The organism is Amycolatopsis lurida (assembly GCF_900105055.1).
GTDB lineage: Bacteria > Actinomycetota > Actinomycetes > Mycobacteriales > Pseudonocardiaceae > Amycolatopsis > Amycolatopsis lurida.
This window is the reverse complement of the sequence record NZ_FNTA01000004.1, coordinates 5,055,594-5,077,206: the sequence shown is the minus strand read 5'-3', so window position 1 is coordinate 5,077,206 and position 21,613 is coordinate 5,055,594. Positions and strand designations below refer to the sequence as shown.

The 21,613-nt window shown below is 68.4% G+C and carries 22 protein-coding genes; 17 read left to right on the top strand and 5 right to left on the bottom strand.

Annotation, left to right across the window (positions count from 1 at the left end; translation table 11 throughout):
- Positions 1-100 precede the first annotated feature (100 nt).
- Together BLW75_RS29415 and BLW75_RS29410 are read left to right on the top strand one after the other, a co-directional pair.
- Positions 101-1,441 (top strand): cation:dicarboxylate symporter family transporter, encoded by a 1,341-nt coding sequence (locus tag BLW75_RS29415; RefSeq protein WP_034308629.1) that lies wholly within the window; start codon positions 101-103, stop codon positions 1,439-1,441.
- Positions 1,438-2,127, top strand: coding sequence for a 4'-phosphopantetheinyl transferase family protein (locus tag BLW75_RS29410; protein WP_034308627.1), 690 nt, complete (start codon positions 1,438-1,440; stop codon positions 2,125-2,127). Before BLW75_RS29415 ends, BLW75_RS29410 begins: the two co-directional genes overlap by 4 nt.
- 85 nt (positions 2,128-2,212) lie before the next feature.
- Here BLW75_RS29410 and BLW75_RS29405 read toward each other — a convergent pair whose 3' ends face one another.
- Together BLW75_RS29405 and mihF are read right to left on the bottom strand one after the other, a co-directional pair.
- Positions 2,213-3,352, bottom strand: a complete 1,140-nt coding sequence (locus tag BLW75_RS29405; RefSeq protein ID WP_034308625.1) for an isochorismate synthase — start codon at positions 3,350-3,352, stop codon at positions 2,213-2,215.
- Positions 3,353-3,459: 107 nt separating this feature from the next.
- Positions 3,460-3,771, bottom strand: a complete 312-nt coding sequence (gene mihF, locus BLW75_RS29400) for an integration host factor, actinobacterial type (RefSeq protein ID WP_005155963.1) — start codon at positions 3,769-3,771, stop codon at positions 3,460-3,462.
- 451 nt (positions 3,772-4,222) lie between these two features.
- On the opposite strand from mihF, the gene BLW75_RS29395 reads away from it, so the two are divergent.
- Together BLW75_RS29395 and BLW75_RS29390 are read left to right on the top strand one after the other, a co-directional pair.
- Positions 4,223-5,860 (top strand): long-chain fatty acid--CoA ligase, encoded by a 1,638-nt coding sequence (locus BLW75_RS29395; RefSeq protein WP_034308618.1) that lies wholly within the window; start codon positions 4,223-4,225, stop codon positions 5,858-5,860.
- A gap of 100 nt (positions 5,861-5,960) precedes the next feature.
- The gene (locus BLW75_RS29390) at positions 5,961-7,223 is read left to right on the top strand and encodes an ABC transporter substrate-binding protein (protein WP_034308616.1); all 1,263 of its coding nucleotides are present in this window, start codon (positions 5,961-5,963) and stop codon (positions 7,221-7,223) included.
- On the opposite strand, the gene BLW75_RS29385 is transcribed toward BLW75_RS29390, so the two are convergent.
- Positions 7,192-7,647 (bottom strand): hypothetical protein, encoded by a 456-nt coding sequence (locus tag BLW75_RS29385; protein ID WP_034308614.1) that lies wholly within the window; start codon positions 7,645-7,647, stop codon positions 7,192-7,194. The genes BLW75_RS29390 and BLW75_RS29385 overlap by 32 nt on opposite strands.
- A 58-nt stretch (positions 7,648-7,705) precedes the next feature.
- On the opposite strand from BLW75_RS29385, the gene BLW75_RS29380 reads away from it, so the two are divergent.
- Positions 7,706-8,314, top strand: a complete 609-nt coding sequence (locus BLW75_RS29380; RefSeq protein WP_034308612.1) for a TetR/AcrR family transcriptional regulator C-terminal domain-containing protein — start codon at positions 7,706-7,708, stop codon at positions 8,312-8,314.
- A 278-nt stretch (positions 8,315-8,592) separates the two neighbouring features.
- Here the strand turns inward: BLW75_RS29380 and BLW75_RS29375 are convergent, their stop codons facing one another.
- Positions 8,593-9,042, bottom strand: a complete 450-nt coding sequence (locus tag BLW75_RS29375; protein ID WP_244175798.1) for a hypothetical protein — start codon at positions 9,040-9,042, stop codon at positions 8,593-8,595.
- Positions 9,043-9,201: 159 nt separating this feature from the next.
- On the opposite strand from BLW75_RS29375, the gene BLW75_RS29370 reads away from it, so the two are divergent.
- The 4 genes from BLW75_RS29370 to BLW75_RS29355 all read left to right on the top strand — a co-directional run bounded on the left by BLW75_RS29370 (position 9,202) and on the right by BLW75_RS29355 (position 14,136).
- Positions 9,202-10,923 carry a TIGR03767 family metallophosphoesterase gene (locus tag BLW75_RS29370; protein WP_034308607.1) on the top strand — a complete coding sequence of 574 codons (1,722 nt, stop codon included), beginning with the start codon at positions 9,202-9,204 and terminating at the stop codon, positions 10,921-10,923.
- Between the two features lie 131 nt (positions 10,924-11,054).
- Complete coding sequence (locus BLW75_RS29365) at positions 11,055-12,320, top strand: peptidase C39 family protein (protein WP_198935695.1); 1,266 nt, start codon at positions 11,055-11,057, stop codon at positions 12,318-12,320.
- Positions 12,321-12,400: 80 nt separating this feature from the next.
- The gene (locus BLW75_RS29360; RefSeq protein ID WP_034308605.1) at positions 12,401-13,495 is read left to right on the top strand and encodes an S-(hydroxymethyl)mycothiol dehydrogenase; all 1,095 of its coding nucleotides are present in this window, start codon (positions 12,401-12,403) and stop codon (positions 13,493-13,495) included.
- Positions 13,489-14,136 carry a gamma-glutamylcyclotransferase family protein gene (locus BLW75_RS29355; protein ID WP_034308603.1) on the top strand — a complete coding sequence of 216 codons (648 nt, stop codon included), beginning with the start codon at positions 13,489-13,491 and terminating at the stop codon, positions 14,134-14,136. The genes BLW75_RS29360 and BLW75_RS29355 overlap by 7 nt, the downstream gene beginning before the upstream one ends.
- Here BLW75_RS29355 and BLW75_RS29350 read toward each other — a convergent pair.
- The gene (locus tag BLW75_RS29350; RefSeq protein ID WP_198935694.1) at positions 14,114-15,733 is read right to left on the bottom strand and encodes an FAD-binding oxidoreductase; all 1,620 of its coding nucleotides are present in this window, start codon (positions 15,731-15,733) and stop codon (positions 14,114-14,116) included. The genes BLW75_RS29355 and BLW75_RS29350 overlap by 23 nt on opposite strands.
- Before the next feature lie 97 nt (positions 15,734-15,830).
- Here BLW75_RS29350 and BLW75_RS29345 point away from each other — a divergent pair, with 97 nt between their 5' ends.
- From BLW75_RS29345 to BLW75_RS29310, 8 genes are all read left to right on the top strand, one after another.
- Complete coding sequence (locus tag BLW75_RS29345) at positions 15,831-16,394, top strand: TetR/AcrR family transcriptional regulator (protein ID WP_034308600.1); 564 nt, start codon at positions 15,831-15,833, stop codon at positions 16,392-16,394.
- Entirely contained in the window at positions 16,391-17,929 is a 1,539-nt protein-coding gene (locus tag BLW75_RS29340) for a glycerol-3-phosphate dehydrogenase/oxidase (RefSeq protein ID WP_034308598.1), read from the top strand. Before BLW75_RS29345 ends, BLW75_RS29340 begins: the two co-directional genes overlap by 4 nt.
- A gap of 81 nt (positions 17,930-18,010) precedes the next feature.
- A complete protein-coding gene (locus BLW75_RS29335; protein ID WP_034308595.1) occupies positions 18,011-18,280 on the top strand; it encodes a helix-turn-helix transcriptional regulator in 270 nt (89 codons plus the stop codon).
- The gene (locus BLW75_RS29330) at positions 18,277-18,822 is read left to right on the top strand and encodes a hypothetical protein (RefSeq protein WP_034308592.1); all 546 of its coding nucleotides are present in this window, start codon (positions 18,277-18,279) and stop codon (positions 18,820-18,822) included. Before BLW75_RS29335 ends, BLW75_RS29330 begins: the two co-directional genes overlap by 4 nt.
- Positions 18,819-19,274: a hypothetical protein gene (locus BLW75_RS29325; RefSeq protein WP_034308589.1), complete on the top strand. Its 456-nt coding sequence runs from the start codon at positions 18,819-18,821 to the stop codon at positions 19,272-19,274. Before BLW75_RS29330 ends, BLW75_RS29325 begins: the two co-directional genes overlap by 4 nt.
- On the top strand, positions 19,271-19,501 hold the full coding sequence (locus BLW75_RS29320) for a hypothetical protein (RefSeq protein WP_034308586.1): 231 nt from the start codon (positions 19,271-19,273) through the stop codon (positions 19,499-19,501). Before BLW75_RS29325 ends, BLW75_RS29320 begins: the two co-directional genes overlap by 4 nt.
- The gene (locus tag BLW75_RS29315; protein ID WP_034308584.1) at positions 19,498-20,424 is read left to right on the top strand and encodes an ABC transporter ATP-binding protein; all 927 of its coding nucleotides are present in this window, start codon (positions 19,498-19,500) and stop codon (positions 20,422-20,424) included. The genes BLW75_RS29320 and BLW75_RS29315 overlap by 4 nt, the downstream gene beginning before the upstream one ends.
- The gene (locus BLW75_RS29310) at positions 20,421-21,611 is read left to right on the top strand and encodes an ABC transporter permease (protein WP_034308581.1); all 1,191 of its coding nucleotides are present in this window, start codon (positions 20,421-20,423) and stop codon (positions 21,609-21,611) included. The genes BLW75_RS29315 and BLW75_RS29310 overlap by 4 nt, the downstream gene beginning before the upstream one ends.
- Positions 21,612-21,613 lie beyond the last annotated feature (2 nt).

The window sequence follows — 21,613 nt, the reverse complement described above, 5'->3', positions numbered from 1 at the left end:
ACTAAGCGCTCGCTTAGTCCAGCGTACCGCTTCGGTTGTCGTTCGCCGAGGAGTTGTCATAAGTTTTCGCAATCCGTCCCCACCTCGTCGAAGGGCACCCATGAGCACGGCAGCACCCGCGGCGAAGCGGGATCGCACCCATTACCTCTACATCGCCGTCATCGCGGCGGTGGCGCTCGGCATCGCGGTCGGCATCCTGTTCCCCGAGGTCGGCAAGGAGTTGAAGCCGCTCGGGACCGGGTTCGTGAACCTGATCAAGATGATGATCTCGCCGATCATCTTCTGCACGATCGCGCTCGGCGTCGGCTCGGTCGCGAAGGCGGCAAAGGTCGGCCGCGTCGGCGGGCTCGCGCTCGGCTACTTCCTGATCATGTCGACGGTCGCGCTGGTCATCGGCCTGGTCGTCGGCAACATCCTCCAGCCCGGCACCGGGCTGCACCTGACCCCCGAGATCGCCGAAAAGGGACAGGACCAGATCGCCAAGAGCGAAGGCACCGTCGACTTCCTGCTGGGGATCATCCCGAAGACGCTGGTCTCGGCGTTCACCGAAGGCGAGGTGCTGCAGACGCTGCTGGTCGCGCTGCTCGCCGGGTTCGCGCTGCAGAAACTGGGCACGAAGGGCGAGCCGATCCGCCGCGGCATCGAGCACATCCAGCGGCTCGTGTTCCGCATTCTGGCGATGATCATGTGGGCGGCCCCGGTCGGCGCGTTCGGCGCGATCGCCGCCGTCGTCGGCGAGACCGGCTGGAAGGCGCTGCAGAGCCTCGCGGTGATCATGCTCGGCTTCTACATCACCTGCGCGTTGTTCGTGTTCGTGGTGCTCGGGCTGATCCTCGGCCTGCTCGCCAGGGTCAACATCTTCAAACTGCTGAAATACCTCGGCCGTGAGTTCCTGCTGATCCTGTCGACGTCGTCGTCGGAGTCGGCGCTGCCGCGGCTGATCGCGAAGATGGAGCACGCGGGCGTCTCCAAACCGGTCGTCGGCATCACCGTGCCGACCGGGTACTCGTTCAACCTCGACGGCACCGCCATCTACCTGACGATGGCGTCCATCTTCATCGCGGACGCGCTCGACAAACCGCTGACCATCGGCGAGCAGATCTCCTTGCTGGTGTTCATGATCATCGCGTCGAAGGGCGCGGCCGGGGTCACCGGCGCGGGGCTCGCGACACTGGCGGGCGGGCTGTCCTCGCACCGGCCGGAGCTGGTGGACGGCGTCGGGTTCATCGTCGGCATCGACCGGTTCATGTCCGAGGCCCGCGCGCTGACGAACTTCGCGGGCAACGCCGTCGCGACCGTGCTGATCGGCACTTGGACCAACGAGATCGACCGCGAGCAGCTGGACCGGACCCTGAACGGCCGATCGCCGTTCGATGAAGCGACGCTGCTCGACGAAAACGCGAGTGATGCCAGTGCCGGATCGGGTATGAAGGACACGTGATCGAATGTGCGGTCCGCTGGTCGGAGCCCCTGTCCGCCGAACCCCGGTTCCTGGCTCTGCTCGACGAGCTGGAGCAGGGCCGATTCGGAAACTACCGCCAGGACATCGACAAACGCCGGTTCCTGACCGGCCGGGTCCTGGCGAAGACGGTCGCCGCCGAGCGGCTCGGCATGGCCGTCGAGGACGTGAGCTTCGACGCGACCTGTGACGACTGCGGCAAACCGCACGGACGCCCCAGGGTCCCCGGCGCGCCGCTGATGCTGTCGATCTCGCATTCCGGCGATCTCATCGGCGTCGCGGCCACCGCGGGGACCCCGGTCGGCCTCGACGTCGAGACGGCGGCCAGGCGGGCCGAGGACTCGCTCATGGAGTACGCGCTGACCCCCGCCGAGCTGGCCGCGATCTCAGGGCTCCCCGACGACGAGCGCACGACGGCGTTCTTCACCTACTGGACGCGCAAGGAAGCCGTCATGAAGGCGACCGGGAAGGGCCTCAAGATCCCGCTGCAGAGCATCACGTTCTCCGGCCACGACGAACAGGCGCGGCTGGTGCGGTCGAGCCACCAGGCCCTCGACCCGGACCGGACCCGGCTCGCCGACCTGAAGGCGGCCGAGGGCTACCGGGCCGCCGTCGCGCTGCTGACCTCGGACGACATCGCGGTCACCGAAACCTTCGCGACCCTCTGACCCTCGCAATTCGTCACCTACTCGCGTGGGCGCTTACCGGCGCCGGGCATCGATCGGGCGCAAGTAGGTGACGAATTGCGGGGTTCTAGATCTCCAGGCCCATGGCGGCCAGCAGGGTGCGGAACTTCGCCGAGGTCTCGTCGAGTTCGGTCCGGGGGTCGGACGCGGGCACGATGCCGCCGCCGGCGTACAGCCGCATGGAGGTGTCGGCGATCTCCGCGCACCGGATCCCGACGGCCCATTCGCCGTCCCCGGCCGCGTCGACCCAGCCGACGGCGCCCGCGTAGTACTCGCGGTCGAACGGCTCCAGCTCCTGGACCAGGGAGCGCGCGGCCTCGGTCGGCGTACCGCAGACGGCGGGGGTCGGATGCAAAGCGGCGGCGAGGTCCAGCGCGGTGACGTCCTGGTCGATCAGCTCACCGGTGACGGTGGTCGAGAGGTGCCAGATCGCCGGGGTCGAGACGAGTTCCGGGCCGCGGACGTCGAGCGTGCGGCAGAACGGCCGCAGGATCTCGACGACGGACTCCACCACGACGGCGTGTTCGACGTGGTCCTTTTCGGACGCCAGCAGGGCCTCACCGTTCGCCTTGTCGATCGCCGGGTCCGCGGACCGGGGCATCGACCCGGCATGCGGGCGGGACACGACGGCGCCGCCGGTGCGGGAGAGCAGGAGTTCGGGAGTGGCGCCGACCAGGGTGCGCCCGCCGGGCAGCTGCGCGGCATAGGTGGTGTGCCGGGGGTTCCCGTTCGCCAGGTTCCGGACCACCTCGGCGACCGGGACGGCGTCGTCGAAGTCGAGATCGAGCGCGCGGGCCAGGACGACTTTGCGCAGGTCACGGTCGCTCAGTGCGGAGACGGCCGCGCGGACGGCGGCCAGATGCGCCTCCGGCTCGGGCACGGGAGTGACCTTGACCGGCCGCGGAAGCGCGGTGCGCGGCGGGACGGCCGCGTGCTCGGAAGACGCGCGATGGATCGCACGGGGCAGGACCAGATGCCCCGGCATCGAGGTGGTGTCGAAGGGCAGCACACCAACCGCGATCGACGCGCCCGAGTCGGTGAACAGCCCGGGGAGCACCCCGGACAGCCGCGACGGCTCGGCCTCGGTCGCGGTGGCCACGACTCCGCTCGCGAGGAGCGCGTGCCGTGCCGTGGCCAGGAGGAAGTCGCCCCGCTCGTAGCGGGCGGCCAGGTCTGCCGGGGTCGCCGGTGCGGTACTGGTCGTCACCCCACCAGCGTCCCAGGCTCCGGCTGAGACCAGGGGAAAGTGTTGCCCGGGCAACAGCCTCTCAGGCAACACCTTCCCCCGGACAGCCCGTGACCTGGGCGGAAGCGTTACTTCAGCGCCTCGAGAAGGGCCTCACGCTGCCGCTCGCCCAGGCCGGCGGCACGCCGGTCCGGGTCGATCCCGGCCTGCTCCAGCAGGGCGGCGACCTTGACCGCGCCCAGGCCGGGCACGGCCTTCAGCAGCTGCGTGACCTTCGTCTTGCCGATGGTCTTGTTCTCCTTGGCCTGCTTGAGCACCTTGTCGATGCTCTCCTTGCCGGACTTGATCGACGCAAGCAGCTCGGAGCGCGCTTTGCGAGCCTCAGCCGCCTTGGCGAGGGCATCGGCGCGCTGCTCCGGAGTCAACGTGGGCAGAGCCAACGTAGTAGTCCTTTCATCTCAGGTCTCCGCTTTCGCGGCCGACGGCCTTTAAACCATGCTTGCAAGAGCAAGCGCTGGCCAGCCGTCTCTGTACCACGGCTCCAGTAAACGCCACCCGTTCCTCGGCCGTGAAACCGACACGCACTTATTACCCTTCGACCACGCCATGGGCAACCCGCCCCAGCCTGCGGAAACACGCCGTTCGAGCGGCGATTCGCTCGCGTTCATCACCCTTATGAGCGATGCCATCACTTCGCACAGTCGGCCATTTTTCGTTTCATGGCAGGAAAAATACGAATTATTGATGATCTTGATCCGAACCGGCGAACACCCGTTAGCGCGACACTGTGACCGAACGGTTGCCTGCGATGTTACTGACCGGTTCACCCCTCCCGGATTAGAGTCGGCCCAACCCCAGTTCACCGGAGAACGAGCACCACGGGAGTACGCGATGTTGAGCACGATGCAGGACGGACAGCTGTCACTGGGCAGGCTGCTCCGCCATGGCACCACGGTGCACTCCGAAAGCGAAGTCATCACCTGGACCGGTTCAGAAGCCCGCCGGGAGACCTACGGCGAACTCGGCAAGCACGCCGCCCGCCTGGCCAACGCGCTCCGCAGCCTCGGCATCACCGGTGACCAGCGTGTCGGCACCTTCATGTGGAACAACGCGGAGCACATGGCCGCGTACCTCGCCATCCCGGCCATGGGCGCGGTGCTGCACACGCTCAACATCCGGCTGTTCCCGGAGCAGCTCGTCTTCGTCGCCAACCACGCCGAGGACCAGGTCGTCATCGTCGACGGCACCCTGATCCCGCTGCTGGCCAAGCAGCTGCCCGAGCTGAAGACCGTGCGTCACGTCATCGTGGCCAACGGCGACGCCGCCGCCCTGACGGCGCCGGATGGCGTCCAGGTGCACTCCTACGCCGAACTGCTGTCGGGCCAGCCGGACACCTTCGACTGGCCCGACGTGGACGAGCGCTCGGCCGCCGCGATGTGTTACACCTCGGGCACCACGGGTGACCCGAAGGGTGTCGCGTACTCCCACCGGTCGATCTGGCTGCACTCCATGCAGGTCACGATGTCCGACAGCATGCGGCTGGCCCAGCACGACAAGGCCCTCGCGATCGTCCCGATGTTCCACGCGATGGCGTGGGGGATGCCGTACGCGGCGATGATGGTCGGCGCCTCGCTGCTCATGCCGGACCGCTTCCTCCAGCCCGCGCCCATCGCCCAGATGCTGGACGCCGAGAAGCCGACCTTCGCCGGCGCCGTCCCGACGATCTGGCAGGGCCTGCTCTCCCACCTTGACGCGAACCCGCAGGACATCTCGCATCTGCGCGAGGTCGTGGTCGGTGGATCGGCGGCGCCGCCGTCGCTGATGCACGCGTTCGAAGATCGCTACGGCGTGCCGATCCTGCACGCCTGGGGCATGACCGAGACGTCGCCGCTGGGCAGCGTCGCGCGTCCGCCCGCCTCCGCGACCGGCGAGAAGGCCTGGGAGTACCGCTACACCCAGGGCCGGTTCCCCGCGTCCGTCAGCGCCAGGCTGATCGGCGACAACGGCGAGGAACTGCCGTGGGACAACGAAAGCGTCGGCGAGCTCGAGGTGCAGGGCCCGTGGATCGCGGCGTCGTACTACAGCGGCACGACCGGTGACGAGCCCGACCCGGAGAAGTTCCACGACGGCTGGCTGCGCACCGGCGACGTCGGCAAGATCAGCCCGGACGGCTATCTCACGCTGACCGACCGCGCGAAGGACGTCATCAAGTCCGGCGGCGAATGGATCTCCTCGGTCGATCTGGAGAACCAGGTGATGGCGCATCCCGCGGTGGCCGAGGCGGCCGTGGTCGGCATCCCCGACGAGAAGTGGGACGAGCGCCCGCTGGTCGCCGTGGTGCTCAAGGAGGGCCAGAACGTCACGGCCGAGGAACTGCGCGAGTTCTTGTCCGACAAGGTCGCGAAGTGGCAGCTTCCGGAGAACTGGACCTTTGTGGACGAAGTCCCGAAGACCAGTGTCGGCAAGTTCGACAAGAAGCGGCTGCGGGCGTTCCACTCCGAAGGCAAACTCGACGTCAGTCAGCTCTAACGGGTTAATCTCCCGCGCGCCTGCCCTTCCGTGAAGGCCATCTTGAGGGACGCTGTTCCCCGAAGATGGCCTTCACTGCGTTCGGCGAAGGGTTTTGTTGGTGCGTAAGACAAACAGGCGAACGTTCCTGGCACTCGCGGGGACGGCCGCGCTCTCCGCCTGCGGGTCCAACACAGTCCAAAGGGGAACCCCGCCGCCGTCGACGGCCTACTCCGCCGGGGTGACCAGGCCGAAACCGAAACCGGTGGACCTCGCGCAGTGGTACCACCCGTATCCCGAGGCCGGTGTCCAGGAAGCCGTCACGCGTTACGCCGCCGCGTACCAGAAATCCAAGGTCGCGGTGCAGTGGAATCCCGACGACTACGAGACGAAACTGAACGCCGCGCTGCAGGCGGGCGCGGTCCCCGACGTCTTCGAAGGCCAGGTCACCGTCGATCGCGTCCGGCAGAACCTCCTCGTCCCGCTGGACGACGTGATCGGGCCCGTGCGCGGTGACTTCACCCCTTCGGTGCTGGCCGCGCAGACGGTCGACGGCAAGGTCTACGGCATCCCGCAGGCGCTGGACACCCAAGTCCTCTTCTACCGCAAGAGTTTCCTGCAGGAGGCCGGGGTCCAGCCGCCGCAGACCCTGGACGAACTCGTGGACGCGGCGAAGAAACTGTCCAAGGACGGCGTCAAAGGACTGTTCGCCGGCAACGACGCGGGAGCGGCGGCGCTCGCGGGGCCGCTGCTGTGGTCGGCCGGGCTCGACTACGTCAAGGACGGCAAATCCGCCGGCTTCGACGATCCGCGTGCCGCCACGGCGTTCGCGAAACTCCACGAGCTCAACGGCTCGCTGCTGCTGGGCGCTTCGACGGACTGGGCGGATCCGCTCCCGTTCATCGACGGGCTCACCGCCATGCAGTGGACCTGGCTGCGGAATCTGCCGAAGATCCAGGACACGCTGAAGGACGACTTCGGCGTCCTGGCGTTCCCGAGGCTCGACGCGGCGGGCGCGCCGTCCGTCCCGGTCAGCGGGTTGAGCGCGATGGTGCATTCCAAGAGCCTGAACCCCAACGCCGCCAAGGACTTCGTCAAATGGCTGTGGCTGGAGCGGGTCGACTTCCAGCAGGAGTTCGCCACCAGGTTCGGTTTCCACCTGCCCGCACGGCTGAGCGTGCTCGGCAAGGTCGCGGCGGCGGCCGACGCCGCGAAGCTGGTCAAGGAGAACGGCCGCGCCGCCGGTCCACTGTGGACACCGACGGCGAACACCGCGCTCGTCGACGCGCTGGGCCGGATCGTCCGCGATGGCGCCGACCCGGTCGCCGAGACCAAGGCCGCCGTGGAGGCCGTCAAAGCCGAACTGGGCCGCCTGGCCGCGTGAGCCGCCGCGAACGTAAGCGAGCGACGATCAACACGATCGACAGGATCACCGCCCCACCATCGGTGACCAGCGAAGGCAGCACGCCCGGCCACCCGTGTTCGGCGATCGCGGCGCGGTGCACTTCGAAGGGCACGACGTACACGCCGACGGCTTGGGTGACGTTGAACGCGAGCACCGGCCAGAACAGCCAACGCCAACGGAACCACACCAGCAGGCCCAAGGCGTTGCCGATGATGAAGACGTTCCCCACCATTCGCAGCGCGCTCAGATACGCGGGCGCGTCGGCGGTGTCCACCCCCTTGAGCCGCATGCTCGCCTCGATCATGTCCAGATCGACGATCACGTAGTTCTGCAGCGTCGTCCCGAGCACGAAGACGATCGAGCACAGCACCGTGACCAGGCGGATCTCGGATGTCCAAGGCATCACTTCCCCCGTTCTCTATCAGTGATAGAGACAAATCTATCACTGATAGAGTCCGCACGTGGCACGTAAAGGCTCGCTGGACCTCGCCAAGATCACCGAGGCGGCCGTCGAACTACTCAACGAAGCCGGTCTCGCCGAATTGAGCACCAGACGGCTCGCGGCGAAGCTCGGCGTCAGCTCGCCGACGCTGTACTGGCACGTGAAGGACAAGGCGGAGTTACTGGACCTCGTCGCCGAAGCGATCTGCGCCGACGCCTTCGAGATCGATCGATCGTTGCCGTGGCGCGACCAGCTCGCGAGTGGGCTCCGCCAGTTCCGCGCACTGCTGTCGCGCCATCGGGACGCGGCCGCACTGCTGCGCGAGCGGCCGCCGACCGGACCGCACCGGCTGGGCCATATCGAGACGACGGTGCGGATTCTGCTGGAGGCGGGATTCTCCGAAGAGGACACCGCCGGAATCTCACGACTGCTCACCGCACACGTGCTCGCTTCGGTGGACTCACTTCCCGCACGGAGGCCGGACGAAGGGTTTCTCGAGAGGCTCGCGGCCTATCCCCATGCGAGCAGGCTGGGGCCGGCCTTCGCGACACAGAGCGGCGAGGACGTCTTCGACCTGGGTATCGAGGTGATCCTCGACGGGCTCGAAGCGCGGTCAAGTGGGCCCTGAGAGGTGTCGTGGTGCGAGCCGATCACCCTGCCGATCATCCATAAAGGACGGCAAGACCTCTCCGCGCGTCCGATGGGGGGCGATTGCGTGGGGGGTCGTGAGTGGCAATGGTCGTTCTAACGCTCTTTATCACTCACGACCAAAGCGCTCGAAGCGGGCCTCAAGTTCCTTATGGACAGGGTGACCGGGCCGGTCACGCGTAGGCACAGGACACACCCCTCACCCTCGGTGACACTTCAGGCGCTCGCAAGCACGTCAGATGACCGGGCGGCAGGGTTCTAATCCCCGGAGACGCCCCAAATCGCCAGCTCGACGGCGACGTCGTTCTCGTACAGCAGCGCGCAGTTCGCGCTCCAGCGCGGGCGGCGTTCGTACGGCAGCCGTCCCGCCTTGTCGAGTTCGTCGAAGTCGGCGACGGACGGCTCCTCGGAACCGAAGGCGGCGACGAGTTCGGCGTCGGTCAAGGGGCGGATCGTGCCGAAGTCGTCCTCGCCCGTGGCGCTGATGAACTCGTGGACGTCGAGCACGGAATGCGTCCCGGACTCCTGAACGCTCTCCACCTCGTACAGCTCTTCGATCGAGTCCGGGCGGCCGAGTTCGTCCTCCTCCCAGAGGTAGTCGCCCTCCTCGAAAACGCGTGCCTTCATCGCGTCCAGCGCCGCTTCCGGATCGCCGTCGAACCGGCCGCGGACGGACCATGCCGAAGCACCCACCTGGCCACCTCCCACGCTCGCCAAGCGGCCAGCGTAACCAGCCCGCTTGGCTTCCCGGCATTCCGCCGAACGTGACAAATTTTCGCATTACCCTTTTCTGGCGTTCACCTCACGGCTAACGTCTTGCGGCATCGTCCTTCGCGACATCCATCCGCGACGACTGGGGGCACCGCCATGTCCGTCATCTCGAGGCGCACCTTCACCGCGGCGGGCGCCGCCGGCGTCGGCCTGCTGCTGTGCACGCCGACCGCCAACGCGCTCGACCGGGCGCTGGCGCGCACCGCCAGCCGCGCGGTGCGGACCGCGGGCACCACGCTCGAAGCCGCGGCAGCCCCGCTGACCAGCGGACCGGGCTACACGCGGCTGACCGCGGGCCCCGGCTGGCCGCTCGTCGTCCGCGGCGATCTGGCCGCGCCGAAGTCCGGCCGCGACGACCGGCGCCGCGCGATGGCATCCTTCGCGCAGTTCACCGACCTTCACTTCACCGACGCCGAAAGCCCGGCGCGGTTCGAGTACCTGCACCCGTTCGTCGGCTCGGCACACCGGCCGCAGGAAACCCTCGGCCCCGTCGCGACGACGGCGCTGGTGGAGCGGGTGAACAGCCTGAAGGCGGGCCCGTTCACCGGACGGCCGATCGACTTCATGGTCACCACCGGCGACAACACCGACAACCACGAGCTGATCGAGCTCGAATGGTTCCTCAAGGTGCTCAACGGCGGCACGGTGAACCCGACCTCGGGCGACCCGGACGTGCACGAAGGCGTCCAGACGTCCGGGTCCTCGCACTACTGGAACCCCGGCGAGACACTGGACGACGCGTACACGAAGAAGGGCTTCCCGCAGCTGCCCGGCCTGCTCGGCGCGGCCTCGAACACCTTCACCTCGCCCGGCCTCGACGTCCCGTGGTTCTGCACCTTCGGCAACCACGACGACAGCATCGTCGGCACCGTGCCGGACTTCCCGGGAATGGACGCCTGGTACACCGGCCGCTTCAAGGTGATCGGCAAGGACGAGACGACGTCGCGGAAGCTCGCCAAGGCCATCGGGTCGGGCTCCGGCGTCCCGGTCACGGAGCTGTTCGGCGGCTCGGGCACGATCCGCGAGATCACCCCGGACGAGCGACGGCGGCCGTTCAGCACCGCGGAGTTCGTGCGGCACCACCTCGACTCCGCCAACACCGGCCCCGGCCCGGTCGGTCACGGGTTCAGCGAGAACAACGCCGACGGGCGGAACGTGTACTACACCTTCCGCATCGCGCCGGGCGTCGTCGGCATCAGCCTCGACACCACGACGATGGCCGGGCTGGCCGACGGGTCGATCGGGCTCGGGCAGTTCACCTGGGTGGAGAACACGCTGAAGCGCAACAGCTCGACGTACTACGACTTCTTCGGGCGCAAGGTCACGCAGAACGTGACGGACGAGCTGTTCATCCTGTTCAGCCACCACACCAGCGACACCATGGGCAACGTGCTGCCGGACGCGCGTCACCCGCTGGAGATCCGGCTCAACGGCGACACGTTCGTCTCGCTGCTGCACCGGTTCCCGAATGTCCTGGCGTGGGTCAACGGGCACACGCACCGCAACAAGATCACCCCGCATGCCGGCAAGACCGCGAAGCAAGGCTTCTGGGAGATCAACACCGCCTCGCACATCGACTTCCCGCAGCACGCGCGGATCATCGAGGTCGCCGACAACGCCGACGGCACGTTGTCGCTGTTCACGACCCTGATCGAAGCGGAAGCCCCGTATGCGGCGGCGTACTCGGACACCTCCACGCAAGCGCTTGCGTCGCTCTACCGGGAGTTCTCGTACAACGACATCCACGCCTCGCTTTCGGCCGTCGGCACCGCCCAGGACCAGAACACGGAGCTGCTGCTGCCGAACCCGCTCGCCTGAGTTACGCCTCCAGTCACGCGAGTGACGTGCCCGGCGGCGTAACTCGTGCAATCGGGGGTAACTGTTTACATACCTCGCGCGACCGGCGAAAATCCCTTCCCTACTGGGTGGACACGAGGGATGGAGCGGGGATGCGCAGACGAGGGCTGGTCACGCTGCTGACGATCGCGACGATGACCGCGGTGACGGCACAGACGGCGGAGGCCGGTCCCGGCCGCCCGGACGACGAGTCGATCGACTACCACGAATGGTCCGGTCACCACGGATTCCGTGACGGCAGGCTCGAAGGGCTCGGCCTCGACCACGGCGCGCTGCGCATCGACCGCCCGATCGGCACGATCGAGCACACCGAACCCACGCTCGGCACCACGAAGACCTACGAGTACGGCCAGTGGACGTCGAGGAGCCACGCCCAGGGCTTCGACGCCTCCCAGCTGGTCGCCTCGTGGAACGCGAAGACGCCGGCCAAGACGTGGATCAAGGTCGAAGCCAAGGGCCGCACCGCCACGGGCACGGAAACCTCCTGGTACGTCATGAGCCGGTGGGCGAGCGGGGACGCCGACGTCAAACGCACCAGCGTCGACGGCCAGAGCGACGCCAACGCCGCGGTCGACGTCGACACGCTGGTCATGAAGGCCGGTGTCGCGCTCCGCTCGTACCAGCTGCGGGTCAGCCTGTACCGCGAGGCAGGCTCCCGCGCCACGCCGTCGGTGACGTCGGTCGGCGCGATGACGTCGCTCGTCCCGGACCGCTTCGAGGTCAAGGCGACGAAACCGGGCCGGGCCACCGGCATCGAGCTCAAGGTGCCCGCCTACGCGCAGAACCTCCACAAAGGACAGTTTCCCGAGTACGGCGGGGGGGGCGAGAACTGGTGCAGCCCCACGTCCACCGAGATGGTCGCCGAGTACTGGGGCAAACGGCCCAAGGCCGAGGACATGAAGTGGATCCCGGAGGGTTACGTCGATCCGACCGTCGCGTACGCCGCCCGCTACACGTTCGACTACGCCTACGACGGAACAGGCAACTGGCCGTTCAACACCGCGTACGCCGCTTCACTCGGACTGCGTGGGCACATCACCCGTTTGCACTCCTTGAACGAACTCGAGAACTACATCGCGCGCGGCATCCCGGTGATCACGTCGCAGTCGTTCAAGGCCGAGGAACTCGACGGCGCGGGCTACGGCACCGCCGGGCACATCATGGTCGTCGTCGGCTTCACGAAGGACGGCGACGTGATCGCGAACGACCCGGCCGCCAACAGCAACGACCGGGTCCGAAACGTCTACAAACGACACCAGTTCGAGACGATCTGGCAGCGCACCAAGCGGTACAACACGAATGGCGGCGTTTCCAGTGGTCCCGGTGGCGTCGCTTACATCATCACGCCTGGGCGCTGAATCGGTACCGCACCCGAGCGGATGTCGCGATCCCGGTCGTCTTCGTGGCAAGCTGCGAAGTCCACGACTCGGAGGTGGGCATGCCGTACGAGGTCCAAGGCGTCGTTTCCCGCGCCAAGGGTGAACCGGTCTCGCTGGAGTCCGTGACGGTGCCCGATCCCGGGCCCGGCGAGGCCGTCGTCTCGGTCAAGGCGTGCGGTGTCTGCCATACCGACCTGCACTACCGCGAGGGCGGGATCAACGACGAATTCCCGTTCCTGCTCGGCCACGAGGCAGCGGGTTTCGTGGAGGCCGTCGGCGACGGCGTCACCGGCCTCGAACCGGGCGACTATGTGATCCTGAACTGGCGCGCGGTCTGCGGCACCTGCCGGGCCTGCCGCCGGGGAAAGCCCTGGTACTGCTTCTCGACGTTCAACGCCACCCGGCCGATGACGCTGGCCGACGGCACCGCCCTGTCGCCCGCGCTCGGTGTCGGGGCCTTTCTCGAGAAGACACTGGTCCACAGTGGACAATGCACGAAGGTCGACCCCGCCGCCGAACCGGCCGTCGCCGGGCTGCTCGGCTGCGGGGTGATGGCCGGTCTCGGCGCGGCGCTGAACACCGGCGCGGTGAGCCGCGGAGATTCCGTCGCGGTCATCGGTTGCGGCGGCGTCGGTGACGCAGCGATCGCCGGGGCGAACCTGGCCGGCGCGAAGACCATCGTCGCCGTCGACACCGACGACCGGAAACTCGCCTGGGCCGAGGACTTCGGCGCCACGCACACGCTGAACAGCAAGGGACTGAGCGAAGAACAGGTCGTCGAGGCGATCCGGGAGTTCACCGGCTCGTTCGGCGCGGACGTCGTGATCGACGCGGTCGGCAGGCCCGAAACGTGGCGGCAGGCGTTCTACGGCCGCGATCTGGCGGGCACGGTCGTGCTCGTCGGCGTCCCGACCCCGGACATGCGGCTGGATCTGCCGCTGATCGACTTCTTCTCGCGCGGCGGCTCGCTCAAGTCGTCGTGGTACGGCGATTGCCTGCCCTCACGCGATTTCCCGATGCTGATCGACCTCTATCTCCAGGGCAGGCTCCCGCTCGACAAGTTCGTCACCGAACGGATCGCCCTCGACGGTGTCGAGCAGGCCTTCGAGCGTATGCACCGCAGCGACGTCCTCCGCAGCGTGGTGACGTGGTGAAACTCTTCACCGACGCCGATTTCCCCGCCGATCCGTACCCGGGCGCGCGGCCGGGGCATTCGTTCGTCCACTTCGACGGCGTCGGGCACAGCCTCGACACCGCGCCGGAGGGCTGGCGCGAACGCCAGGCCGTGCTCGCGTACGGCTCGAACGCGTGCCCGTCCAAGATCACCTGGCTGCGGGAGAACATGGGCCTGACCGGTCCGGTCGTCGTCTGTCACGCGCGCTGCATCGACCTCGCCGCGGTCTGGGCGTCCGGCGTGCGGTTCCGGGACGGGCAACGGCCCGCGACGCTCGCCGCCGCGCCGGGTGTCGTCGAGGAGCACTCCGTCTGGTTCGCGACGCCGGAACAGCTCGCCGTCCTCGATCGCTGCGAGGGCAATGGACAGCGCTATCACCTGGTGCGGTTGACCGCCCCGGCCATCACCCTCGACGACGGCACCGTGCTCGACGACGTCGTGGCGTACGTCGGCGCCGCGGACATCCGCCTGCCGATCCTGGTGGACGGCAGGCATATCCGCGTCGCCGACCTCGAACAGCGCCGGGCCGCGGCACTGGAAGGGATCCCCGCCGAAACGCACGGTCTGGACTGCACGCTGGTCGAGGCCGGCACCCTGATCAGAGAAGCTTCCCGGGATTGAGGATCCCGGCCGGGTCGACGGCCTTCTTCGCCGCTTGCAACACGTCGACCCCGAGCGAACCGATCTCCGCCGCCAGGTAGCGCGCGTGGTCGACGCCGACGGCGTGGTGATGCGAGATCGTGCCGATCCCGGTGATCGCCTCGGACGCCGCAGCCTTCGCCCGTTGCCATTGGCCGACCGGGTCGGCCTCGTCGCGGGCGGTGAGCACGGTGAAGTACAGCGACGCACCGGTTTCGTAGGCGTGCGAAACGTGGCACATGATGACGGCGTTGCCGAGCGTCGCGGTGAGCGCGGCACGGACGGCGTCTCGCAGGTCGCTCAGTTCCGTCCAGTACGCGGCGGTTTCGAGGGTTTCGACACAGACACCGTTGTCCATCAAGGCATCCCGTTGCCGAGGACCGGAGAACCGGCCGCGGCGCCAGGATTCGCCGAGCGCGGCCCCGATGCGGACGGCACCGAACCGCCCCAGGACGCGGGTGGTCTCCTGACGGCGCCGCGCGACCTCGCGCTTCGACGCGCCCTCCCAGCCGACGATCAACAGGCAGGGTGCGTGGACTCCCCGTGCCTTGAGGTACCGGCGGAGCACCTTGGTCTTCACACTGTCGTTGAGCGCCAGCGAAACCTCGCTTTCGTCCACATCGGACAGTCGCGTGACGTCCGCGAGCACGTGCCGCTGGGCGAGTTCGCGGACCGCGTCGGTGCCGTTATCCCAGCCATCCAGGACATAACCCTCGTAACGGCGCACTTCCGGCACCGGGCGGACGCGGAGGGCGACCTCGGTGATCACCCCGAGCGCCCCTTCGCTGCCGATGGCCAGCTGCCGCAGATCGGGTCCAGCGGCCGATGCCGGCGCGACCCCGAGCTTCCATTCCCCACGCGGAGTCGCGAGCCGGACACCCGTGACCATGTCCTCGAACCGGCCATAACCCGACGAAGCCTGCCCGGCGGACCGGGTGGCGGCGAACCCGCCGATGGTGGCGCGTTCGTAGGACTGGGGCACGTGCCCGAGTGTGAAGCCGTGCGCGGCGAGCAGCCGGTCCGCCTCCGGACCGGTGACGCCCGCCTGGAGGACCGCGATCCGGGAGACCGGGTCGACGGAGACCAGTTCGCCGAGCCTGGTGAGGTCGAGCGCGATCACCGCGCTCTTGTCCCCGCGCAGTGCCGAAACCCCGCCGACCACCGACGTCCCGCCGCCGAACGGGACGACGCCGACGTCGTGCCGTGCACAGATTTCCAGTACCGACTGGACTTCGGCGGGATTCTCCGGCAGGACGACGGCGTCCGGCACCGGAAAATCACCGAATCCGCGCCGCCGCACCAGGTCCAGATAGGACAGACCACTCGCCCGCGCGAGCCGTTCCCCCGGCGTCAGCAGGACTCGGTCGGCGCCGACAAGCTCCTCGAGGTCTCGTTTCGGCTGTTCTCGCAGCGCCGATTCGGGAACGGACAGTGCCGAATCGGGCGCGAGGGGCGCCGCGGAGCCCAGTGGACCGATACGCTGGACGAGCCACCGCAAGGCCTTCGCCGGAAGGTGGGCCGCGTCACCGCCTTCGGGCGTCCAGGATCGTCTTAACCGGTGGTCAATAAGCTCCGTCACGACTACAGTGTTACATATGGACGTAAAACGTCACTCACCTGCGGAAACAGGCGTTTCGGCGCTGGCGGACACCCGATCCCGCCAGGCCTCCACGCGCGTGTCCGACGACGTTCTGCTCGACGCCGCGAAGAAGTGCGTGCTCGCCGTCGGCGTGAGGCGGACCACCCTCGCCGAGATCGCCCGTACCGCGAAGGTCAGCCGGATGACGGTCTACCGGCGGTTCCCGGACGTGCGCAGCGTGCTCGCGACCCTCATGACCCGTGAGTTCGGCGGGCTGCTTCAGGGCGCCGCCGAGCCGGAGGTCGAGCCCGCCAACTTCCGCGAGAAGCTCGTACAGAGTTCGTCCGCCGCCGTCGCCGCGCTGTCGGGCGACCCGTTGTTTCGCACCCTGCTGGACCTCGACTCCGAACTGGTCCTCCCCTACATCGTCGAGCGGCTGGGCAAGACCCAGCGCTTCGCCGAAGGCGTGATCCTGCACCTGCTGAAGTCGGGCCAAGAAGACGGCTCGATCCGCAAGGGCGACCTGCCCTCGCAGGCGCGCACCCTGCTGCTGCTCATCCAGTCCTTCGCCTTCTCCTACCGCCCCGCCACCGCGGACGTGAACGAGAAGGAGCTGATGGCGGAGTTCGCCCACGTGCTCGACGCGGCGTTGCGGCCGTGACGCCGGGCTCGCTCAACGCTCTGCGGCGCGACCGGGAACTCACGGCGCTGGCCGGCGGCGAGCGGGTCGATCTGGTGGTGGTCGGCGGCGGTGTCACCGGCGCGGGGATCGCGCTGGACGCGGCCGCGCGCGGGCTCTCGGTCGCCCTGATCGAGGCGTACGACCTGGCGTACGGGACGTCGCGCTGGTCCAGCAAGCTCGTCCACGGCGGCCTCCGGTACCTGGCCAAGGGCGATCTGGCGCTGGCACACGAAAGCGCCGTCGAGCGCGGGATCCTGATGACCCGCACGGCCCCGCATCTCACCAGGGCGATCCCTCAGCTGTTCCCGATGTACCGCAAGACCTCCCGCGGCCAGCAGGCGTTCATCATGACCGGCCTCGTCGCCGGTGACGGCCTCCGCCGCGCGGCCGGGACCCCGGCGTCGGTGCTGCCGCGGCCCAGGTCGATCCCGGCCGCGGAGGCGCTGGCGCTCGCACCCGGCCTGTCCCCGAAAGGCCTGCGCGGCGCGCTGCTGGCCTACGACGGCGCGCTGACCGACGACGCGCGCCTCGTCGTGAACCTGGCCCGCACGGCGGCGTCACGCGGCGCGAAGATCCTGACGAAGGTCGAGGCACTCCGGCTCGACGCCGAGTCGGTGCGGGCCAGGGACCGGCTCACCGGGCAGGAGGTCGAGATCCGCGCTCGTCAGGTGATCAACGCGACCGGGGTCTGGGCGGGCGAACTGGCGGAATCGGTGCGGCTGCGGCCTTCCCGCGGTTCGCATCTCATCCTGGCTTCGGGCGCGGCACCGATCGGCGCGACGTCGGTCAACGTGCCCGTCCCCGGCGAGAACAACCGCTTCGTCTTCCTGCTGCCCCAACCGGACGGCCGGGTGTTCGTCGGGGTCACCGACGAACCGACCGACGGGCCGGTCCCCCGGGTGCCGTCCGTGCCGGAGTCCGATGTGGACTTCCTGCTCGAAGTGGCGTCGACGGCGTTCACCCGCCCGCTGACGCGGGCCGACGTCGCGGGTTCGTTCGCCGGGCTGCGACCTTTGGTCGAGGGCGGCGGCCGCAGCGCGGACCTCTCGCGCAAACACGCGGTGGTGACCGGCGCCGACGGCGTGCTCACCGTAGTGGGCGGCAAGCTGACGACGTACCGGAAGATGGCCGAGGACGCCGTCGACGCGGCGCTGAACCGGTCCGGGCTTCTCGCCGGGCCGTCGACCACGTCCCGGCTCCCCCTGCTCGGCGCGACACCGCGCGACCGTCTATCCACTGTGGACGCTCCGCCTCGGCTCGTCGCGAAGTACGGCACCGAAGCGCCCCGGGTCGCGGCGCTCGGCGAGGTCGATCCGGAACTGGGCCTGCCCCTGTTCGACGGGAGCGAGATCAGCGCGGCGGAGGTCGTCTGGGCGGTGCGGCACGAGGGCGCTCTCGACGTCGAGGACGTCTTGGAACGCCGCACCCGGCTCGGCCTCGTCATCCCGGACGCCGAGGCCGCCCGTGGCCGCGTCCGGGAGCTTGTCGACAAATCACTCGCCGGCCTCGTCTGACCCTTCGCAATTAGTCACCTACTTGCGGTGAAGTGCGCCCTCAACTTGACGAGTCGTTGGGTTTTTGCAACAGTATGTTCCATGAGCCCGGTCAGACGCGGCAAAGAGCTGCCGATCTACAACCGGCTACCCGTGCTCCGGGCGGAGCGCGGACTGAGCAGGGCCGCCCTCGCGGCGGCCGTCGAGGTCAACCCGCAGACGATCGGCGCGCTCGAACGGGGGGACCACTACCCGAGCCTGGACCTGGCGTTCCGCATCTGCGCGGTGTTCGACCTCCCGGTCGAGGCCGTGTTCAGCCGCGAACCGTTCACGCCGCTGTCCACTCAGGTCTACCGGGAGGGGGGAACATGAGCGAGGAGCGAGGCCGTCTCGCGGCGTACTGGGAGCGCCAGCAGGAACGGCTGGACGAAGTGGAACGCAAGCGGGCGCTGAGGCTGCCGACCTGGCGCACGCGGAAACGGCGGCGGACGTTGAGCGTGCTGGTGCTGGCAGGCGATCTGATCCTGGTCGCCGGGGCCGCCGTGTTCCATCGGCAACCGGAACCGGTCTTCTTCGCGTGCTGGTTCGGGGGCGCGGTGATCGCCGGCGGCGCCCATTACCTGCTGCGGATCCTCACCGGCAAGATGAGCGGCGGGTTCTCGCTCCGGCTCGACGAACGCGAGCGGGAATGGCGCCACCGTGTCACCTTCGTCGGTTACCAGGTCCTGGTCGGGCTGATGATGATCGCGGTGCTCTACAGCCTGGTCATCTCCGGCACGGAGGACGGCGGCGCGCGCGGCGCGATGATGGCCTGCGCGCTGCTGGTCACCGGCACCACGCTCTCCGGCGTCATCCTCGGCTGGTCGCTGCCGGACGACGATCCTGAGGATTTCGACGAGGTGAGCCCCACGTGACCGTCACCAGGACGCGATCGGACCGCCGCCGCCTCGCCATCGCGGCCGTGATCGGCCACCTGGTCGTGATCGCCGGAGCCGCGCTGCTCCGCGAGCCCACGCTGTGGTTCGCCGTCGGCATGATGGGGCCGGGGCTGTGTCTCTGCGTCGGCGCCGCGGCGGTGCTGCGCAAGGCCGTCGGCAGAACCGGCTCCGCGGCGAAGGATCTCGACGAGCGCGAACTGCTGCTGCGCGACCGCGCGCACTACGCCGCGTTCCAAGGGATGTGCGCGCTGATGCTGGTGGATCTCGTGTACGGGCTCTACGCGGCAGGACAACCGGACTCCGGTTCTCTGCTTTCTTCGATGACAGCGGCGTTGTTCGTCTTCGGGACGTCGCTTCCGGCACTTTGGCTCGCGTGGCGGCTGCCGGACGACGACCCTGAAGACTTCGAGGGGGTGACTCCGGCATGACCGGGGACAAGAAGCGGTACAAGGTGTCCATCGGTGTGGTCGCCGTCGTGCTGGTGGCGGGTGGGGTCCTCGCCGGCGCGGGCCGGGCGGTGCTGGTCTACCGGGCCACCTCGGTGATGAGCAACGTCGAGCTGGACGGGCTGATCCAGCGGAACCGCACGGTTTCCGGCGTCCATCGGGGATTCACGGCGCTGGTGCGGTATTTCGAAGAGGGGAAGTGGAAATGAGCGAGGGGAAGCTGGAGATCGACCGGATCTCCAAGAGGTACGGCGCGAAGGTCGCGCTGGACGAGGTGAGCTTCGAGGTCCAGCCCGGTGAGTTGTTCGGGTTCGTCGGCAGCAACGGTGCCGGCAAGACCACCACGATGCGGATCGTGCTCGGGGTGCTCGCGGCCGACTCCGGCCAGGTGCGCTTCGACGGCGCCCCGATCACCCACGAGACCCGCACCCACATCGGGTACATGCCGGAAGAACGCGGGCTGTACCCGAAGATGAAGGTGCTGGAGCAGCTGGTCTATCTCGCCGAACTGCACGGGATGTCGACCAACGACGCCCACCGCAGCGCCGAGAACTGGATCGCCCGCCTCGGGCTGACCGAACGGCGCAAGGACGAGGTCCAGAAGCTGAGCCTCGGCAATCAGCAGCGCGTGCAGCTCGCCGCGGCGCTGGTGCACGATCCGAAGGTGCTGGTGCTGGACGAGCCGTTCTCCGGTCTCGACCCGCTGGCCGTGGACGTGATGAGCGGTGTGCTGCGCGAGAAGGCCGCGACCGGCGTGCCGGTGGTGTTCTCCAGTCACCAGCTGGATCTGGTCGAGCGGCTGTGCGACCGGGTCGGCATCATCCGAAGTGGACGGATGGTCGCCTCCGGTACCGTCGCGGAGCTGACCGCCGGTGCGGGCAACGGTCTCGTCGTCACCGCGCCCGCCGCCGCACCCGGCTGGGCTTCGTCCGTTCCCGGTGTCCGGACGGTCGACCAGACCGGCCCGACGACGATCCTCGAACTCGAGGCGGGCGCCGACGATCAGGCCGTGCTCGCCGCGGCACTGGCGACCGGCCCGGTCACCGAATTCACCAAACGCAGGCGTTCGCTGACCGAGCTTTTCCGCGACGCGGTCGCCGAGAAGCCGGCGGCACAGGGAGTTTCCGCATGAACACCGTATCTTCGTGGCGCGCGGTCTGGCTCATCGCCAAACGCGAGCTGAACACCCGGCTGCGCACCAGGTCCTTCGTGGTCGGCACCGCCGTGCTGCTGGTCATGCTGATGGGATACGTCCTGCTGCAGTCCACGCTGATCAGCAACGAGGACAAGAGCAAGGTCGGGCTCACCGGCCAGACCGCCGGGATCGCGCAGCAGCTCCAGACCGCGGGTGAGGCGATCGGCGAGAAGATCGAGACCGTCACCGTCGCCGATCCGGCGCAAGGCCGGACGCAGGTCGAGAACGGCGATCTCGACGCGCTGCTGTCCGGCAACGCCACCGAGCTGAAGGTGCTCGTCAAGTCCGAATTGGACACGAAGCTGCGTTCCCTGCTGAACGGCGTGTCCCAGCAGGAAGTGCTGAACGGCATCCTTTCCGAGGCCCAGAAGTCGCCGGAAGAGGTGATGCGCACGGTCCACCAGACCCAGGTCGAGGTCGACTCGATCAAACCGCCGGACCCGGAGAAGTCGCAGCGGATGGTGATCGGGCTGATCGTGGCGGTGCTGCTGTACATGAGCATCGTGACCTACGGGACGCTGGTCGCGCAGGGCGTGGTCGAGGAGAAGTCCAGCCGCGTGGTGGAGATCCTGCTGTCCACGGTCCGGCCGTGGCATCTGTTGCTGGGCAAGGTGATCGGGCTCGGCCTGGTCGGGCTGACCCAGCTCTTGATCATCGGCGGCGCCGGGTTCGTCGTCGCGTCGGCGACCAACGTGCTGACGCTGTCCGGGGTCGCGACGGGCGCGCTGCTGTGGGGCGTGGTGTGGTACCTGCTCGGATTCCTGTTGTACGCCACCATCTACGGCGCCATGGGTTCGTTGGTCTCCCGGCAGGAGGACACCCAGTCCGTGATCGGCCCGGTCAACATCGTGCTGATCCTGGGCTTCATCGTCGGGTTCAACCTGCTGGCCCAGGCGCCGGAGGGCACGGGGACGCAGGTGCTTTCCCTGGTACCGCTGCTTTCCCCGGTGCTGATGCCCGCCAGGATCGCCGCCGGGACCGTCGAGACGTGGGAGATCGCGTTGTCGCTGGGCCTGAGCGTGGGCGCCATCGCCCTGTTCACCTGGCTGGGGGCGCGGATCTACCAGAACAGCGTCCTGCGGGTCGGCAGCCGGATCAAGCTTTCGGAAGCCCTTCGCGGCTGACC

Excerpts from the sequence above, each read along its gene's own strand:
- BLW75_RS29395 (WP_034308618.1), top strand. The coding sequence starts at position 4,223 with ATGTTGAGCACGATGCAGGACGGACAGCTGTCACTGGGCAGGCTGCTC.
- BLW75_RS29415 (WP_034308629.1), top strand. The coding sequence starts at position 101 with ATGAGCACGGCAGCACCCGCGGCGAAGCGGGATCGCACCCATTACCTC.
- BLW75_RS29385 (WP_034308614.1), bottom strand. The coding sequence starts at position 7,647 with ATGCCTTGGACATCCGAGATCCGCCTGGTCACGGTGCTGTGCTCGATC.
- BLW75_RS29365 (WP_198935695.1), top strand. The coding sequence starts at position 11,055 with ATGCGCAGACGAGGGCTGGTCACGCTGCTGACGATCGCGACGATGACC.
- BLW75_RS29330 (WP_034308592.1), top strand. The coding sequence starts at position 18,277 with ATGAGCGAGGAGCGAGGCCGTCTCGCGGCGTACTGGGAGCGCCAGCAG.
- BLW75_RS29320 (WP_034308586.1), top strand. The coding sequence starts at position 19,271 with ATGACCGGGGACAAGAAGCGGTACAAGGTGTCCATCGGTGTGGTCGCC.
- BLW75_RS29310 (WP_034308581.1), top strand. The coding sequence starts at position 20,421 with ATGAACACCGTATCTTCGTGGCGCGCGGTCTGGCTCATCGCCAAACGC.
- BLW75_RS29370 (WP_034308607.1), top strand. The coding sequence starts at position 9,202 with ATGTCCGTCATCTCGAGGCGCACCTTCACCGCGGCGGGCGCCGCCGGC.
- BLW75_RS29360 (WP_034308605.1), top strand. The coding sequence starts at position 12,401 with ATGCCGTACGAGGTCCAAGGCGTCGTTTCCCGCGCCAAGGGTGAACCG.
- BLW75_RS29335 (WP_034308595.1), top strand. The coding sequence starts at position 18,011 with ATGAGCCCGGTCAGACGCGGCAAAGAGCTGCCGATCTACAACCGGCTA.
- BLW75_RS29315 (WP_034308584.1), top strand. The coding sequence starts at position 19,498 with ATGAGCGAGGGGAAGCTGGAGATCGACCGGATCTCCAAGAGGTACGGC.